The sequence below is a fragment of the Streptosporangium canum genome (assembly GCF_900113865.1).
GTDB classification, from domain to species: Bacteria; Actinomycetota; Actinomycetes; order Streptosporangiales; family Streptosporangiaceae; genus Streptosporangium; species Streptosporangium canum.
On the sequence record NZ_FOQY01000023.1, the window covers coordinates 61724 to 78720 of the forward strand.

Annotated in this window: 16 protein-coding genes and 1 tRNA gene; 7 read left to right on the top strand and 10 right to left on the bottom strand. The window is 70.4% G+C overall.

Features of this window, described 5'->3' with window-relative positions; genetic code table 11:
- The first annotated feature begins 123 nt into the window (after positions 1-123).
- Both BM085_RS28375 and BM085_RS28380 read left to right on the top strand, forming a co-directional pair.
- Positions 124-1521 carry a sigma 54-interacting transcriptional regulator gene (locus tag BM085_RS28375; protein ID WP_093889940.1) on the top strand — a complete coding sequence of 466 codons (1398 nt, stop codon included), beginning with the start codon at positions 124-126 and terminating at the stop codon, positions 1519-1521.
- Positions 1522-1530: 9 nt separating this feature from the next.
- Positions 1531-3474: a vWA domain-containing protein gene (locus BM085_RS28380; protein ID WP_093889941.1), complete on the top strand. Its 1944-nt coding sequence runs from the start codon at positions 1531-1533 to the stop codon at positions 3472-3474.
- Positions 3475-3544: 70 nt separating this feature from the next.
- Here the strand turns inward: BM085_RS28380 and BM085_RS28385 are convergent, their stop codons facing one another.
- Positions 3545-3967 (bottom strand): DUF6292 family protein, encoded by a 423-nt coding sequence (locus BM085_RS28385; RefSeq protein ID WP_093889942.1) that lies wholly within the window; start codon positions 3965-3967, stop codon positions 3545-3547.
- A 521-nt stretch (positions 3968-4488) separates the two neighbouring features.
- On the opposite strand from BM085_RS28385, the gene BM085_RS28390 reads away from it, so the two are divergent.
- Positions 4489-4914 (top strand): hypothetical protein, encoded by a 426-nt coding sequence (locus tag BM085_RS28390; RefSeq protein ID WP_093889943.1) that lies wholly within the window; start codon positions 4489-4491, stop codon positions 4912-4914.
- A 174-nt stretch (positions 4915-5088) separates the two neighbouring features.
- Here the strand turns inward: BM085_RS28390 and BM085_RS28395 are convergent, their stop codons facing one another.
- Positions 5089-6228, bottom strand: a complete 1140-nt coding sequence (locus BM085_RS28395; protein WP_031163265.1) for a cystathionine gamma-synthase — start codon at positions 6226-6228, stop codon at positions 5089-5091.
- A 164-nt stretch (positions 6229-6392) separates the two neighbouring features.
- The gene (locus BM085_RS28400) at positions 6393-6605 is read right to left on the bottom strand and encodes a hypothetical protein (RefSeq protein ID WP_093889944.1); all 213 of its coding nucleotides are present in this window, start codon (positions 6603-6605) and stop codon (positions 6393-6395) included.
- A gap of 138 nt (positions 6606-6743) precedes the next feature.
- On the opposite strand from BM085_RS28400, the gene BM085_RS28405 reads away from it, so the two are divergent.
- The gene (locus BM085_RS28405) at positions 6744-7967 is read left to right on the top strand and encodes a sensor histidine kinase (protein WP_093889945.1); all 1224 of its coding nucleotides are present in this window, start codon (positions 6744-6746) and stop codon (positions 7965-7967) included.
- Between the two features lie 132 nt (positions 7968-8099).
- On the opposite strand, the gene BM085_RS28410 is transcribed toward BM085_RS28405, so the two are convergent.
- Complete coding sequence (locus BM085_RS28410; RefSeq protein ID WP_093889946.1) at positions 8100-9470, bottom strand: cystathionine beta-synthase; 1371 nt, start codon at positions 9468-9470, stop codon at positions 8100-8102.
- 134 nt (positions 9471-9604) lie between these two features.
- Here BM085_RS28410 and BM085_RS28415 point away from each other — a divergent pair, with 134 nt between their 5' ends.
- The 3 genes from BM085_RS28415 to BM085_RS28425 all read left to right on the top strand — a co-directional run bounded on the left by BM085_RS28415 (position 9605) and on the right by BM085_RS28425 (position 13420).
- Positions 9605-10579 (top strand): SGNH/GDSL hydrolase family protein, encoded by a 975-nt coding sequence (locus BM085_RS28415; RefSeq protein ID WP_093889947.1) that lies wholly within the window; start codon positions 9605-9607, stop codon positions 10577-10579.
- A 53-nt stretch (positions 10580-10632) separates the two neighbouring features.
- A complete protein-coding gene (locus BM085_RS28420) occupies positions 10633-11982 on the top strand; it encodes an outer membrane protein assembly factor BamB family protein (RefSeq protein WP_093889948.1) in 1350 nt (449 codons plus the stop codon).
- Between the two features lie 217 nt (positions 11983-12199).
- The gene (locus BM085_RS28425; RefSeq protein ID WP_031163277.1) at positions 12200-13420 is read left to right on the top strand and encodes an acetyl-CoA C-acetyltransferase; all 1221 of its coding nucleotides are present in this window, start codon (positions 12200-12202) and stop codon (positions 13418-13420) included.
- Here the strand turns inward: BM085_RS28425 and BM085_RS28430 are convergent, their stop codons facing one another.
- From BM085_RS28430 to BM085_RS28455, 6 genes are all read right to left on the bottom strand, one after another.
- Complete coding sequence (locus BM085_RS28430) at positions 13421-13831, bottom strand: PPOX class F420-dependent oxidoreductase (RefSeq protein ID WP_093889949.1); 411 nt, start codon at positions 13829-13831, stop codon at positions 13421-13423. It abuts the gene before it with no gap.
- Between the two features lie 241 nt (positions 13832-14072).
- A complete protein-coding gene (locus BM085_RS28435; RefSeq protein WP_086568675.1) occupies positions 14073-14300 on the bottom strand; it encodes a DUF4287 domain-containing protein in 228 nt (75 codons plus the stop codon).
- Between the two features lie 199 nt (positions 14301-14499).
- On the bottom strand, positions 14500-15285 hold the full coding sequence (locus BM085_RS28440; RefSeq protein WP_093889950.1) for a Bax inhibitor-1/YccA family protein: 786 nt from the start codon (positions 15283-15285) through the stop codon (positions 14500-14502).
- Positions 15286-15576: 291 nt separating this feature from the next.
- Positions 15577-15649 (bottom strand) — tRNA-Leu (locus BM085_RS28445).
- A 229-nt stretch (positions 15650-15878) separates the two neighbouring features.
- On the bottom strand, positions 15879-16406 hold the full coding sequence (locus BM085_RS28450) for a peptide deformylase (protein ID WP_218158852.1): 528 nt from the start codon (positions 16404-16406) through the stop codon (positions 15879-15881).
- Positions 16403-16900 carry a glycine cleavage system transcriptional repressor gene (locus BM085_RS28455; protein WP_093889951.1) on the bottom strand — a complete coding sequence of 166 codons (498 nt, stop codon included), beginning with the start codon at positions 16898-16900 and terminating at the stop codon, positions 16403-16405. The genes BM085_RS28450 and BM085_RS28455 overlap by 4 nt, the downstream gene beginning before the upstream one ends.
- Positions 16901-16997: the final 97 nt, after the last annotated feature.

The following is a 16997-nucleotide window of genomic DNA, read 5'->3' on the forward strand; positions in this document are numbered from 1 at the left end:
TTGTCCTGGAGCGATTCTCCCCACTGTGGGAACAAGCACGCGCACCGACCGTCACCCAATGAGCAAGATCCGAAACCGGGATAAGAGTGCCGGTTTCGGCTCCGGGGACGTAGGCTCGATCTCGTGCCTCAAATCCCAGAGCCACGTACTCTGCGCGAGCTACGCGCGAGCGGCCATATCCACCGTACGGTAAAGGCCGAGATCCGTGAGAACCTCCTGGCCCGCCTCAGGGCCGGAGAGCCGCGGTTCCCCGGCATCGTGGGCTTCGACGACACCGTCCTCCCGCATCTGGAACGAGCCCTGCTCGCCGGGCACGACCTGGTCCTGCTGGGCGAGCGCGGCCAGGGCAAGACCCGGCTCATCCGCACCGTCACCGGCCTGCTCGACGAGTGGACGCCCGTCGTCGACGGCTGCGAGATCAACGACCACCCCTACGAGCCCTCCTGCGTCCGCTGCCGCCGTCTGGCCGGCGAGACGGGCGAGGAGCTGCCGATCTCCTGGAAGCACCGCAACGAGCGGTACGGCGAGAAGCTCGCCACTCCCGACACCTCCGTCGGCGACCTGATCGGCGACATCGACCCGATCAAGATCGCGGAAGGGCGCACGCTCGGCGACCCGGAGACCGTCCACTACGGCCTGGTCCCGCGGAGCAACCGGGGTGTCTTCTCCGTCAACGAGCTGCCCGACCTGGCCGAGCGGATCCAGGTGTCGCTGCTCAACGTGCTGGAGGAGCGCGACATCCAGGTCCGCGGCTACAACCTGCGGCTTCCGCTGGACATCCTGCTGATCGCCAGCGCCAACCCCGAGGACTACACCAACCGCGGCCGGATCATCACTCCGCTGAAGGACCGCTTCGGCGCCGAGATCCGCACCCACTATCCGCTCTCGATCGAGGCCGAGCTCACGCTCATCCGCCAGGAGGCGGCACTCGACCAGGTGGGCGCCGACCTCCCCGAGCACCTGGTCGAGGTGATCGCCCGCTTCACCCGGCTGGTCCGCGAGTCCACGGCGGTCGACGCCCGTTCCGGGGTGTCGGCCCGCTTCTCCATCGCCGCGGCCGAGACCGCCGCGGCCTCCGCCGTACGGCGTGCGGCCCTGACCGGCGAGGAGCACGCGGTCACCCGGGTGGCCGACCTGCCGGGCATCGTGCACACGCTGCGCGGCAAGGTGGAGTTCGAGGTCAGCGAGGAGGGCCGGGAGACCGAGGTCCTCGCCCACCTGCTCCGCCGGGCCGTGGCCGAGACGTTCCGGGGCACGCTCGGGGGCGCGGACCTGAACGCGCTGCTGGAGCGGTTCTCCGAGGGCGTCCAGGTCGAGTCCGGGCCCATGATCCCCGCCGCGGAGCTGCTGCGCAGGATCGGCCCGGTGCCCGGCCTGGCCAAGATCATGTCGAGGCTCGGCATCGGCGACGAGTCCCCGGGACACGCCGCGGCCGCGCTGGAGTTCGCCCTGGAGGGGCTCTACCTCCTGCGCCGCCTGTCCAAGGACGAAGTGGACGGCACGGCGGTCTACCGCACCTGAGGTGTCAGCATGAGCTATCGCTATGGCGAATACCGGGACGGGCCCGACCCGCTCGCCCCGCCGTACGACGTCCGTTCGGCGCTCGACCAGATGGGCGACGCCGTCCTGTCCGGATCCAACCCCGGCCACGCCCTGCGTGACCTGCTCAAGCAGGGTCTGCCGGGGGCACAGGACCGGCGCGGGCTCGACGATCTGCTCCGCGAGGTACGGCGGCGCCGGCGCGAGCTGCGTGAGCGCGGCCGGCTCGATGGCACGCTGGAGCGGGCCAGGGCTCTGCTGGACAAGGCGATCGGCCAGGAGCGGAGCGAGCTGTTCCCCGACCCGTCGGACGACGCCCGGCTGCGCGAGTCGGAGCTCGACGGCCTCCCCGACGACACGGCGAGCGCGATCCAGGAGCTGAGCACCTACCAGTGGCGCTCGGCCGCCGCCCGGCAGACCTTCGAGGAGCTGCGCGACCTGCTGCGCAGGGAGGTGCTCGACAGCCAGTTCCGCGGCATGCGGGAGGCACTGGCCAACCCCGACCCCGCCGCGATGGAGCGGGTCCGGGAGATGATGTCCGAGCTGAACGACATGCTCGACCGGGACGCCCGGGGTGAGCACACGCAGGATGACTTCGAGAATTTCATGTCGAAATATGGAGACATGTTCCCGGAGTCGCCGCGGAACCTGGAGGAGCTGGTCGACACCCTCGCGCGCCGGGCCGCCGCGACCCAGCGCCTGCTGGCCTCGCTCACCCCCCGCCAGCGTGAGGAGCTCAACGCGCTGATCAACCAGACGCTGGAGCAGGCCGGGATGGGCGAGCAGATGCGCCGCCTGGGCGAGTCGCTCTACTCCCGCCGCCCCGACCTCGCCTGGAACACCCCGGAACGGCTGACCGGCGACGACCCCATGGGGATGGGCGACGCGGTGACGGCCCTCGACGAGCTCGCCGACCTGACCCAGCTGGAGGCCGCGCTCCGCCAGGACTACCCCGGCGCGCGGCTGGACGATATCGACGAGGGGGCGATCCGCCGCGCGCTGGGCCGCGCGGCCGTCGACGACCTGGAGGCACTCCGGCAGATCGAGCGGGAGCTGGAGCAGCAGGGATACCTCCGCCGCCAGCGGGGCAAGCTGGAGCTCACCCCCAAGGCCGTCCGCCGCCTCGGCGAGACCGCCCTGCGACGCGTCTTCGCCTCGCTCGAGTCGGGCCGCCGCGGCGACCACGACCAGGTCGACGCCGGCGCCGCCGGGGAGCTCACCGGCTCTTCCCGGCCCTGGCGGTTCGGCGACGAGCAGCCCATCGACGTGGTGCGCACGGTGGTCAACGGCGTACGGCGCGGCGGGGGCGGCGCGGTCACCCTGTCGGTCGACGACTTCGAGGTGGCGGAGACCGAGCGGCGCACGGCCGCGGCGGTGTGCCTGCTGGTGGACCTGTCCTACTCGATGGCCCTGCGCGGCACCTGGGCCGCGGCCAAGCAGACCGCGATGGCCCTGCAGGCGCTCGTCTCCTCGAAGTTCCCCCAGGACTCGGTACAGATCATCGGCTTCTCCAACTACGCCCGCGTCCTGCAGCCCGACGAGCTGGCCGGGCTGGAGTGGGACATGGTCCAGGGCACGAACCTGCACCACGCCCTGCTGATCGCGGGCCGCCACCTGGACCGCCACCCCGACTTCGAACCGGTCGTGCTCGTGGTCACCGACGGCGAACCGACCGCCCACCTGCGGCGCAACGGCTCAGCGGCCTTCGAGTGGCCGCCCACGCAGGAGACGCTGGAGCTGACGCTCGCCGAGGTCGACAAGATGACCCGGCGCCGGGCGACGCTCAACGTGTTCATGCTCGCCGAGGACGAGCGGCTGAAGGAGTTCGTGAACGAGGTCGCCCGGCGCAACGGCGGCCGGGTGTTCTCCTCCAGCGCCGACCGGCTGGGCGAATACGTCGTCAGCGACTTCCTGCGGACCCGCCGGGCGCGCTGACCGCAGGCCGGTCAGGGCGCGGCGGCTCCGGACGGACTCTGCGGCGGGAACACCGCAGGACGGCCTCATCTCACGCTTCGGCGTAGACGTGGTAGCCGTTGAGCGCGAGGTCGAAGCCGTCGCGGTAGTGGCGGTAGGAGCGGTAGCAGGGCCGCCAGGCCGTGCTGTTGCCGACGCCCGCCCGGGCGTCGGCGATGGCGGAGGGGACCCGCTCCGGACGGAGCAGCAGACCACCGCCGAGATAGCGGGCCTCGGCGAGCACCGTGCAGAACTCACGGTCGCCGGACACGTAACGGCCGCGGCGCCAGCCGCTCTCCTCGTCCCACACCAGCGCGTCGCCGCCGGTCAGGAGGATGGTGACGGCGCGCGGGTCGCAGGGCCCCTCCCACCAGTCGGTGGCCTCGGCGCCCAGCGCCTCGACGACGCGGCTCACGTAGAGAGCCGGCTGCCTCAGCCACTCCTCGGTGTACGGCTCGACATGTCTCACACCCACAGCGGGCACTCCCTTGTGCCGTCGTGCACGATCCGGTTCAATGCTCGCCCGGCACGACCGCGATCTCACCACCGAAGGTCCCATCACACGGGAACGAGCTCGCCAGTGATCCTACTCACTCCGCCGGGGTGCTCAGGGCCGAAATGCGAAGATCTACCATCGCACGCGGCCCGAAAGCCATGACATCCACAATGTGATGTTTTCGTGACAACCACTTATCCGTCCGCTCTGTCTCTCTCACTGACGGCAGACGCCGTCAGTGAACGGAAGTGAGGCGGTCCGATGGTCGCGGCGATTCTCGTGGCGCTGACGCTGGTCGCCGGCGTGTGTTACGAGCTGTGCATGCTTTCACGCACCCGCGACAGGCAGTTCCCGCCACCCGCGGCGGGCGGGACGTCCCCGGCACGGAGTGACCGGGATCCCTCTCCGGACACGGAGACATCCGGAGAGGGCGCGGAGACATCCGGAGAACTTGCGCGCGCCATACCCAGCCGAGATCACCGGGGGCTAATGTCTGGCGCATGACAGACCTGTTGCTCTGGCTGCACATCGGTTTCGCGATCTTCGCCCTGGGGCCGGTCACCGCAGCCACCATGTCCACTCCCAGGTTCATCCGCGCCAAGGACGTCAACGTCCTGCGCTACCTGCACAAGACCACGCGCGTCTACGCCATCGCGGCCATCGGCGTGTTCCTGTTCGGCCTGCTGCTGGGCCGCGAATACCTGGGCAAACCCTATTTGTCGATCTCCATGACCCTGTTCATCGTCGCCGCGGTGCTCCTGGTCATCGTGGACCGGGACCAGATCACCGCCATCCGGGTCCTCAGCAACGAGAACCCGGACGACGACGCGAAGGTGCAGACCGGGCGGATCGCCGCGCTCTCCGGCATCATGACCCTGATCTGGCTGGTCATCCTGGTGCTGATGGTCTGGGGCGACCCGTACTGATGAGCCCCGTACTGATGAGCCCCGTACCGATGCGGCCCGTGCCTGCGTGACCCGTGCTGACGTGACCCGTGTCGGCGCGGCCCGTCGCCCCGGTCATACCGGCACGGGCCGCCCCCGGGTCGGCGTGACCGATCACCCCGCTGCCGGGCGGCCCGTGCCGGGCGGCGGGAGCCGCTAGCCCAGCGCCTGGCTCAGGTCGGCGAGCAGGTCGTCGATCGACTCGATGCCGACCGACAGGCGGACCAGGTCTCCGGGGACCTCCAGCGGCGAGCCCGCCGCCGAGGCGTGCGTCATCCGGCCGGGGTGCTCGATCAGCGACTCGACACCGCCGAGCGACTCGCCCAAGGTGAACAGCTTGGCCCGGTTGCACACCTCGACCGCCTCGGCCTCCCCGCCGGCCACCCGGAAGGAGACCATGCCGCCGAAGCGCCTCATCTGCTTGGCCGCGACCTCGTGGCCGGGGTGGTCGGGCATTCCCGGGTAGAGCACCGAGGTCACCCGCGGGTGGGCGAGCAGGAGGTCGACCACGCGCTCGGCGTTGTCGCAGTGGCGGTCCATCCGCACCCCGAGCGTCTTGAGACCGCGCAGCGTCAGCCACGCGTCGAACGGCCCCGCCACCGCGCCCATCGCGTTCTGGTGGAAGGCGAGCTCCGCGCCCAGCTCGGCGTCGCCCGTGACGAGCGCGCCGCCGACCACGTCGGAGTGGCCGCCCACGTACTTGGTGGTGGAGTGCACCACGATGTCGGCGCCCAGCGACAGCGGCTGCTGGAGGTAGGGCGAAGCGAAGGTGTTGTCGACCACCAGCAGGGCGCCGTTGTCGTGCGCGAGCTGGGCCAGGGCCGCGATGTCCGCGATGCCGAGCAGCGGGTTGGTGGGCGTCTCCACCCAGACGATCCTGGTCTTCTGGGTCATGGCGGCCGCGACGGCGCGCAGGTCGCCGAGCGGCGCCGGGTCGTAGTGCAGCCCCCAGCGCGCGTGGACCTTGGAGAACAGCCGGTAGGTGCCGCCGTAGGCGTCGTTCGGGATGATGACGTGGTCATCGGGCTTGCAGACCGTGCGGAGCACGGCGTCCTCGGCCGCCAGGCCGGAGGCGAAGGCAAGCCCCCGGGTGCCGCCCTCGACGGCGGCCATCGCCTCCTCCAGTGCGGTCCTGGTCGGGTTGGCCGACCGGCTGTACTCATATCCGGCGCGCAGCCCGCCCACGCCGTCCTGCTTGTACGTCGACACCGCGTAGATCGGAGGAACGACGGCCCCGGTGTGGGGGTCGGGCTCCTGACCTGCGTGGATGGCAAGCGTCTCGAATCCTTCACTCATACGGCCAACGCTACTCGCAAAAGCACCGAAGCCATGCGGCAGCATGACGGGGCCGCACGCCGTACGACGGCGGTTACCCGACAGCTCCTCACGACGGCGATCGGGGGACGGCACGCCACACGACCGTACGTCACGACGACGATCACGGGACCGCACGTCACCCCTCAGGCCGCCCGAGGCTCGCGGTCCTCCACGAGGCGCGGCCGCAGCCGCACGACCTCCCCGCCCGCGCTCACCGGCGGGGCCTGGATGTGGCGGCCGCTGGCGCCCTCGGCGGGCTCCCCGTTGATACGCGACAGCAGGGCGGGGTCCGCGAGTGTCAGAGACACCGCGACCACGAGTCCGACGGCCAGCAACACGATCCCGATGACGGTCATTTCCCTCTCCTCTTCGACACCTCAAGCATCGGCGGCGGGCACCCCGCCCCGCCTCCGCTGAAGGATCGGTTCGCGGAGGCACCGATCAGCCGAACGGCTGATATTTCATGTCAGCCATGCGGCCTAGGCTCAGGGGCCGTGGGAGAAACACATCGCGTCGTCTACTGGATCCAACGGCTCAGCGAGTTCGCGCTCATCGGCTGGCTCTCCCTGCTGCTTCTGATCGACCTCGCGATCGCGGCGTCGAACGACGAATGGACGGCGTGGCTGAATGCCCTGTGCGGCGTCGTCGGCGTCCTGGCCGTGCTGTGGCGCCGCACCCGGCGGGTCGGCGGGTTCGCCGTCCTGCTGGTGACGTCGTTCGTCTTCACCCTGGTCATAGGGATCGTCGGGGTCCGAGGGGGGCCGGGTCTGGCCGAGACGGGATCGCTGCTGATCCTGACCATCGGCGGGCTGCGCTGGATCGAGCCGATCAGGCGGGCCGCGCTGTTCTCCGTGGCGTCGATGATCGTGCTGGAGACCGCGGCGGGGCGCCTTCCCCAGGGCAACATGGCCCTCGGCATGGGCTTCCTCGTCTTCGTCGGCTGGTCCTTCGCCGCCGCGGTCGGCGCCTATCTCCGCTTCCAGCTGGAGCGCCGCAAGGAGGCGGTGAGCTTCGTACGGCGGGCCGAACGCCTGGAGCTCGCCAGGGAGCTGCACGACCTGGTCGCCCATCACATCACCGGGATCGTCGTCCAGGCGCAGGCAGCCAAGATCGTCGCCGAACAGAAGCCGGAGGCCGTGGTCCCCTCGCTGGAGGCGATCGCCAACGCCGGCGCCGACGCGCTGACCTCGATGCGCCGCCTGGTGAGCGTGCTGCGGGCGGAGGACGAGGCCGCCCGGACCCCCGGCAGCAGGCTCGCGGACATGCGGATCATGGTGGAGCGCTTCTCCGCCGGCGGCCCCAGGGTCGCCTTCGACATCGGCCAGGGCATCACCGACGAGACCCTGGCCCCGGAGGTGATGACCACCCTCCACCGGGTCCTGCAGGAATCCCTGACCAATGTCCGCCGGCACGCCCCGGGCGCCGGCTGGGTGGAGGCGGACCTGCGGCTCTTCGCCGGCTCCGGCGGGCAGGACGGGCCCGACCGGCGCGCCTCGAACGGCAGGCAGACCCCGCGGAACCCGCCGGGCCGCGCGATGGGCACGGTACGGCTGCGCGTGCGCAACTACGGCTCGGCGGCCGACGTCAGGGTCTCCCGCCTGGGCGGCGGATTCGGCCTGGTGGGCATGGCCGAGCGCGTCGAGGCGCTCGGCGGCCGTCTTGTCGCCGGCCCCACCCCGGAGGGTGCCTGGGAGGTGCTGGCGGAGTTCGCCGTCTGACCTGCCGACCGGCGGCCCACCGGCCTTCCGGCTCACCGGCTTTCCGGCTTCCGGCCTTACGACCCACCGGCCTCCGGCCCACCGGCCTTTCGATCTTCCGGTCTTTCGACCGGCGGCCGGTGAGGGAGGCGGCTAGTGGTTGGCGAGGAAGGCCAGCAGGTCCTGACGGGTGACCAGGCCGACGGGCTTGCCGTCGTCGAGGACGACCGCGGCGTCGGCCTTCTCCAGCGCCTCGACCGCGATGGAGACCGGCTCGCCCGCACCGATCATGGGCAGCGGCTGGGACATGTGGTCGGCCAGCGGGTCGGTCGCCCGCACCCGGCCGCGGTAGAGGGCGTCGAGCAGGTCGCGCTCCAGGATCGAGCCGACCACCTCGGCGGCCATGACCGGCGGCTCCTCCTTCATCACCGGAAGCTGCGACACGCCGTACTCCCGCATGATGGAGATGGCCGTGTCCACCGACTCGTGCGGGTGGGTGTGCACGAACTCCGGCATGCCGGAGCCCTTGCGGGTCAGCACGTCCTTGACCAGGCCCTCGTCGCTGGAGGTGGTCAGGAAGCCGTAGTCGGCCATCCAGTCGTCGTTGAAGATCTTCGACAGGTAGCCCCGGCCGCCGTCGGGCAGCAGCACCACGACCACGTCGTCCGGGCCGGCCTGCTTGGCCACGCGCAGCGCCGCGACCACCGCCATGCCGCAGGAGCCGCCCACCAGCAGCGCCTCCTCGCGGGCCAGGCGGCGGGTCATGCCGAAGGAGTCCTTGTCGGAGACGGCGATGATCTCGTCGCAGATCGCGGTGTCGTAGGTGGCCGGCCAGATGTCCTCGCCGACGCCCTCCACCAGGTAGGGCCGCCCGCTGCCGCCGGAGTAGACCGAACCCTCCGGGTCCGCTCCGATGACCTTCACCCGGCCGCCGGAGACCTCCTTGAGGTAGCGGCCGGCGCCGCTGATCGTGCCGCCCGTGCCGACGCCCGCCACGAAGTGGGTGATCCGGCCCTCGGTCTGCTCCCAGAGCTCCGGGCCGGTGGAGTGGTAGTGGCTGTCGGGGTTGTTCGGGTTGGAGTACTGGTCCGGCTTCCAGGCGTTCGGCGTCTCCCGGGCCAGCCGGTCGGAGACGGAGTAGTAGGAGCTCGGGTGGTCGGGAGAGACCGCGGTCGGGCAGACCACGACCTCCGCTCCGTAGGCGCGCAGGACCGCGATCTTGTCCTGGGCGACCTTGTCGGGCACCACGAACAGGCACTTGTAGCCCCGCTGCTGGGCCACGATGGCCAGCCCGATCCCGGTGTTGCCCGACGTGGGCTCCACGATCGTGCCGCCGGGGCGCAGCGCGCCCGACTTCTCGGCGGCATCGATCATCCGCACCGCGATCCGGTCTTTCACCGAGCCGCCAGGATTGAAATACTCCACCTTGGCCAGCACTTGAGCCGGCAGCCCCGCCGTCACCTTGTGCAGCCGGACGAGTGGAGTGTTGCCCATCAGCTCCACGAGTGAATCATGTACGCGCACCGGATGATCACCTCGAAATACCAAAGCTTTGTCAGCTTGTTGTGTTGAACGCCCGGGTCCCCTGGGGGTGGACGGGACTCGGTTACTTTTCAAGGCAACGCTACCGCCGCGCCGTATCGAGGGAGCAACGCCACGTGACCTGGACACCGGGGGCGGTACGGACCGCCCGGCGCATCGCGGCCGCCGCGGCCGTGGGCGGAGGCGGGATCACCGCGCTCGGCGCGGCCACCTACGGGCTGCTGCTGGCCGAGGCCCTGCTGGCCCGCCGGATCGTCGGCCGCCCGCACGGTATGGAGGGGCCTCCGTCGGACGGGGTCTACGGCGACTTCGACGGCGAGCCGATCCGGATGGTCATGCTCGGCGACTCCACCTCGGTCGGCCTGGGCACCAACGACCCCGCGGAGACCCCGGCCGTGCTGATCGCCTCGGGCCTGTCCGTCGTCGCCGAGCGTCCGGTGCGCCTGACCGTGCTCGGCAAGTCCGGGGCGGCCTCCGTCGAGCTCGCCGACCAGGTGGACCTGGCGCTCGACGCCATGCCCGAGATCGCGGTCATCTTCATCGGCGCCAACGACGTCACCACGCAGACGCTGCCCGCGCAGGCCGTACGGCATCTGCAGAAGGCGGTGCGGCGGCTGCGCGAGGCCGGGGCCGAGGTGGTCGTGGGCACCTGTCCCGACCTCGGCACGGTCCGGCCGATCGTGCAGCCGCTGCGCTGGGTGACCCGGCGCTGGAGCCGTCAGCTCGCCGCCGCGCAGACGGTGGCCGTGGTCGAGGCGGGCGGGCGGACGGTGGCCTTCGCCGACCTGCTGGGGGAGGAATTCACTGCAAACCCGGGCGAAATGTTCGGACCGGATCGTTTCCATCCATCTGTCCAAGGTTATCTACAGGTTGCTTACGCGGTGCTACCTTCTGTAGGCAGTGCGCTGGGACTGTGGCCCGAACCACGGCGCCAGCGCAGTGAGTCGATCTACCTCGCGGCGGCTATGGCCGCGGAGGAACCCGGCACCGAGGTGTCCGCGACTCGCGTCGCCGGCCGAGCAACCGGACCCCACGGACGGTGGGTGACGATGTTCCGCCGGAGGCCCGGGGCGCCGCCTCATAATGCCTGAACACGGTTACCCTCCGCGGCGAAGTCGTGACGTCTCGCCCCCATTGGAGTGGAATGCCCGTGATCTGGCCCCACGCGAAACCGGCACTGGTGCTCGCCGGAGCCCTGGCCCTGGCTGGCTGCTCCGGCAGTGAAGCGGCCACACCGGCCCATCCCACCTGGCACAACACCGAGGTGAACGCGGTCAGCCGCACCACCGCCGCCGGTGGCGTGGCCATGACGACCTCCATGAAGCCCGACGGCGCGCTGGAGACGGTGGCCGTCGACCTCTCCTCGGGCAAGAAGCTGTGGGCCCATCCCGCGGCCATGGCGGGCCGCCTGCCGGGGATGGGGGTCCCGGCTCCGGCGATCGTCGAGACCGGCGGGGGCCAGGCCGTCGCGGTGGCCGTCGACCCCACCAGACAGGGCCGCTGGAACGCCACGCTCATCGCCCGCGACGCGAGGACCGGGGCGCAGAAGTGGACCCGCCCGGTGCACTCCACGTTCGGCCCGCAGAGGTGCGGGGCGTTCGTGTGCATGTCCGAACAGACCGCCCTGGCCACGGCGCGGGTCGTCGTGCTCGACCCCGCCACCGGCGAGCTGATGTGGAAGCTCCCCGGCATCGCCGAGGTCGAGTGGTCCGACGCCTCCCGCGTCGTGTTCCTGCGCCTGGCCCGGCACCCGGTCCTGGAGGCCTACGACCTGAGGACCGGCAAGGCCGGCTGGCGGCTGCCGGTCGAGCAGCCCCTCGGCGCGGGGGTCGACATGTCGGGCGGCTGGTCGTTCGGCGCGACGGCCGACAACCTCATCGGCTACGTCGCCCCCTACACCAACCCGCAGACGAAGAAGGTCTCCTCCTTCGGCCTGTTCTCCCTCAAGCTCGCCGACGGCACGGTCAACTGGATACGTCCCTCGGTCGTGCGCGTCTACCCCAGTGGCAGCCCCGGGTTCGCACCGGTGGTCCGCCCGGTCGACCAGCAGGGCCAGTACGGCGGCTTCGCCCGGCTGGACGCCGAGAGCGGCCGGGTCCTCGGCCAGATCCCCGCCACCCAGGTCCCCGACTCGGGCTGGTGGCTGGCCTTCCCCGACCGGATGGAGAAGCTCGGCTTCCTCAAGCCCGGCAAGCCCGGCAGCGCCTTCGACCTGACCACCGGCCAGAACGCCGAGATCAAGGGCGAGCGGGGCTGGTCCTTCTGCGTCACCGATCCCAAGCCTCTCCCGCTCAAGGGCCAGAGTCCGGGCTTCTACTCGGTCGCCTCGCTGTGCGAGTTCGAGCTGGCCGAGGGCAGGAAGGTCGCCGGCTCCGACGCCCCGCCCGCCTGGTTCACCGGCGGCCAGGACGGCTGGCGGACATGGCGCGACGAGCGGGGCGGCCTGCACGGGATCAAGGACGGCACCGGCACCTCTCCGGGCATGTACGGCTGACCCGGACACCTGCGGCCGTCCTCCCGTGCCCCGCGTCCCTTTCCCGGCAGGTGCGGCCGACCACACCTGCCGGGAGAGGGGCAGGGGCCCGCCTCCGGGCAGGGCCCCTTGTGCGCGCCGTACAAAGTTCTGTTTCATTCCGCCCCGGGTCGTGGCATCTGCGCTACTGCGCGGTAACCTCCGCATGAGGAGCAGCCAACCAACCCAGGAGAGCCACATGCCCGAGGCAGTCATCGTCGCAACCGCGCGCTCGCCGATCGGACGCGCCTTCAAGGGATCCCTCAAGGACATCCGTCCCGACGACCTGACCGCACAGATGATCAGGGCCGCGCTGGCCAAGGTCCCCCAGCTCGACCCCGCCACCATCGACGACCTGATGCTGGGCTGCGGCCTGCCGGGCGGCGAGCAGGGGTTCAACATGGCCCGCGTGGTCTCCACGCTGCTCGGGCTGGACACCGTGCCCGGCACCACCGTCACCCGCTACTGCTCGTCCTCGCTGCAGACCACCAGGATGGCGCTGCACGCGATCAGGGCGGGCGAGGGCGACGTGTTCGTCTCGGCGGGCGTGGAGTGCGTCTCCCGCTTCGCCAAGGGCAACTCCGACTCGCTGCCCGACACGCAGAACACGCTGTTCGACGAGGCCCGCGGCCGTTCGGCCAAGGCCGCCGAGGGCGGTGGCGAGGTCTGGCACGACCCGCGCGAGGACGGCGCCGTGCCCGATGTCTACATCGCGATGGGCCAGACCGCGGAGAACCTCGCCGGGCTGAAGGGCGTCTCCCGCCGGGAACAGGACGAGTTCGGCGTCCGGTCCCAGAACCTGGCCGAGAAGGCGATCGCCAACGGCTTCTGGGAGACCGACATCACCCCGGTCACCCTGCCCGACGGGACCGTGGTCAGCAAGGACGACGGTCCCCGCGCGGGCACCACCTACGACGCGGTCTCCCAGCTCAAGCCGGTCTTCCGGCCGGACGGGACGGTCACCGCCGGCAACTGCTGCGCGCTGAACGACGGCGCCGCCGCGGTGATCGTGATGAGCGACACCAGGGCCGCCGAGCTGGGCATCACCCCCATCGCCCGGATCGTCTCCACCGGCGTGACCGGCCTGTCCCCCGAGATCATGGGCCTGGGCCCGGTCGAGGCCTCCAGGCAGGCCCTGGCGCGGGCGGGCATGTCGATCGGCGACGTGGACCTCGTCGAGATCAACGAGGCCTTTGCCGCCCAGGTCATCCCGTCCTACCAGGATCTCGGCATCGACCTCGACCGGCTCAACGTCAACGGCGGCGCCATCGCGGTGGGCCACCCGTTCGGCATGACCGGTGCCCGGATCACCTCCACGCTGATCAACAGCCTCCGGTTCCACGACCGGTCGATCGGCCTGGAGACCATGTGCGTGGGCGGCGGTCAGGGCATGGCCATGGTCCTGGAACGCCTCAGCTAGTCATCCGTGGACGTCGGGGCCGGCCCGGGTGAGCTCGATTCTCAGGATCACCCGCCGGTCCCGCTCCATGGCCGCCCGGTAGTCGTCCCAGTCGGGATGCTCGCCGGAGATGTCGCGGTAGTAGCTCACCAGCGGTTCCATCGCCTCGGGCAGCGAGACGACCTCCGCGGTGCCCTCGATCTGGATCCACTCGCCGTAGAAGGCGTCAGTCGTCACGCAGAGCGCCACCTGGGGGTCCCTGCGGAGGTTGCGGACCTTCGCGGCGGTCTCCCGGGTGCTGACGATCGCGTGCCCCTCGCCGTCCAGCCCGACGGTGACGGGAGACATCTGCGGCCGCCCGTCGGCGTGCCGGGTCAGCAGGACCGCGCGGTGGTTGTCGCGGATGAAGTTACGTGCCTTGTCGAGATCCATGGCACCATCATGGCCGGTGAGGCTACCGCCGTGTTTTATCCGGCGGGCGAATCGCTCTCCTCCGGTGGTCTCGCCGTTCGGAACGGTCCGGGCTCGGCGCCCGTCCACCTCGGCCGGGAGGCGGGAGGCGGAAGGCCGTTCTCCCCAGGGGCCGGAGAAGTCACGCACGCCAAGATCATGACTTCGCGTGCGAAGGCCCGCATCGCCGGACGGCGGTGCGGGCCCTGCGAAGATGGACGACTTACAGGTAGCGACTACGGCGGTGGCGCTCGTGCTCGTGCACGATGGCCGCCGCGTAGCCGTGGGTCAGCCCGTGCTCGTCGGCGAGCCAGTTGGCCCGCTCGTCACAGCGCAGGAAAGACGGGCCGTTGTCGATGGCTTGGAACCACTCTGGGAGAGCGCGTCCTGTGATATCCGGGACCCTTGCGATCAGCTTGCTCTGCGTCTCCAGTGAGTGGTTCAACGACATGGGCACCTCCACGGATAGGGCTCCTTTGCTCGACAGTGCATCACGAGTCCGCAGATAGCAAGCCCTCACTAGCTGGTCATCCGTGATGATGCGTCGCTCATTGGTGGCTTCTCGTTCATCGGCTTGCCCACCCCACGCAAGAAGAAACCCCCGCCGGAGATGCTCCGGCGGGGGTTTTCGGTCATGCCTGATCGCGTGCCTAGTCGCTGCTGGAGAAGTAGCTCAGCAGACGCAGGATCTCCAGGTAGATCCAGACCAGGGTGACCGTCAGGCCGAAGGCCATCAGCCAGGAGTACTTCTCCGGGGCGCCGGCGCGCACGCCCTGCTCGACCGCGTCGAAGTCGAGCAGCAGGAAGAAGCAGCCGATCAGGATCGCGGCGATGCTGAACACGTAGGCCAGCGGGCCGCCCGAGCGGATGCCGATGCCGTCTTCGATGAAGAAGGTCGCGATCCAGTTGACGAGCATGAGGCCCATCAGGCCCAGACCCGCCGCCACGACGAACTTGGTGAACTTCGGTGTGACACGGATGATCCGCAGCGAGTACACGGCGAGCATGGCGGCGAAGGCCAGAGCCGTGCCGACCACCGCCTGGAAGACGATGCCGTTGTACAGGTCGTTGTACATGTGGCTGATCACACCGATGGCCACGCCGTAGGAGACGGCGTATCCGAGGATCAGCACCGGGTTCGTGCTCTGCTTGAACGAGACGATCAGGCCGAGGACGAGACCGGCGATCACACCGACGAGCAGGGCCGCCATGCCGAGGTTGAGCGCCCAGGCCACCGCCGCGGAGACGACCAGCGTCCCCAGCGTGATGAACCCGCGCACCACCACGTCGTCGATCGTCATGGTCCGCTGCGCGGGGGGCGCGTACGCCGGCCTGTCGTACATCCCCTGAAGCTGGTCAGGGGTGGGGGTCGGCGCTCCCCATGCCTGCTGCTGCCCGTTGGACTGCCGACTGAATACGGGGTTCTTACTCTCCATCGCTGCCTCCACGCTGCGACCTACGCGATCAGCGTATTAGATCGGTTGTCACACGGCCGTATCGTGTTGATATCCATGTCTGTCTCATCCATGTGGCCGTACGGCTACCGCCGAGTGATCCAACGAACGACCTGCTCGCCAGGTTCCCGTCTCTCACAGCTATCACGGACCGCGCACCGGAGACCCGCCGAGCCGCCTCCGCCGCCGCGCGCCGGCTCGGCCCGGTCCCGGGAGACGGACGGCCCGTGACCGCGTCGCCGGTCACGGGCCGTTCTCCGCATGAACGCGCAGTGCCCCCGGAGGGACTCGAACCCTCACTCGAACCCTTTTAAGGGGTTTGCCTCTGCCGTTGGGCTACGGGGACGCCGTAATCATACGTAACGGACCACTCATCCGAGGAGCACAACTTCGTATCATGCGTCACACGAACATGTGACCGGCGGCGCCCCTGAGGCCTTTGGGCGCAGGACGATCGGGCGCGACGGCACCCCTGGCGTCAACGGCCGGCCCGCGCCGGCCCGCCACGGAACGCCGCGCAGAAAAGCAGACTTAAGAAACAAAAGCCGCAAATAATCACGGAAATCACAAAATGCTTATTCTCCGACCGGCTCCACTCCACGGACCGCCCAGGCGCGGATGACGCGGTCCAGGAACAGCACGCCGTCGAGATGGTCGAGCTGGTGCTGGATGCAGCGGGCCTCGAAGGCGTCGGCGTCGATGGTGAGGGGGGCGCCGGTGCCGGGGCGCTCACCCCGGACGGTGATGCGGGTCGCGCGCAGGACGTCGCCGGTCAGGCCGGGGACGGACAGGCAGCCCTCGCGGGCGGGTTCCCATCGGGAGGCGGCGACCAGCCGGGGATTCGCCACGACCAGCTCCCCGGCGCAGGAACGGGCCCCGGGATGGAGGGAGACGTCGACGGAGAGCAGCCGCCAGCCCAGGCCTATCTGGGGGGCGGCCAGGCCCGTGCAGTGCCGTGCCCGGCGCATGGTGGCGAGGAGGTCGGCCGCCGCGACGACGACCCCGGGGTCGGCGGGGTCCACCGGGAGTGCCCGGGCGCTCAGCACGGGGTGCGGGGCGGCGATCAGCTCGCGGGGGGTCCCCGACACGGGCGCGCCCGTCACAGCACGTCCGGCTCGGCGGGGCGGAAGGTGATCTCGGAGCCGAGGTCTGCGCCCACCGCGGCCAGGCGGCACATCAGATCGGCCACGTCCACCGCCTCCGGCAGCCGCACATCCGCGATCAGGACGTACAGCCGGCCGCAGAGACGGGACGTCATGCCGGTGATGTCGCCACCGGCTCCGGCGAGCACCGCGCTGACCGCGGAGATGATGCCGGGACGGTCGGGACCGTGGAGCGTCAGCACGTAGCCGAGGCCGTCCGGGTCGCGGCCGGCGTCACGGCGGGACTCGACATCGGTCACGGTGACCGCCACCCCCGGGAAGGCCGAGGCCGGCGGCAGCCGGCCGGAGACCAGCAGCATCATCGCGACATGGCCGCCGAGCAGCGTCATCGCCGAATCCTCGACGTTAGCGCCGCATCCGGCGAGCACCGCGGTCACCTCGGCGATCGTTCCCGGTCTGTCCACTCCCAGCACGGTGATCGCAGACAAGCCCACCCCCGCCCCCCTCCCGGCTTGGGCTGGGGCTCAAGGGACGAGCATGACGATCTGCAACACCCCCCGACGAGAACCCAGCAGTTTCCCACCTGCGGGT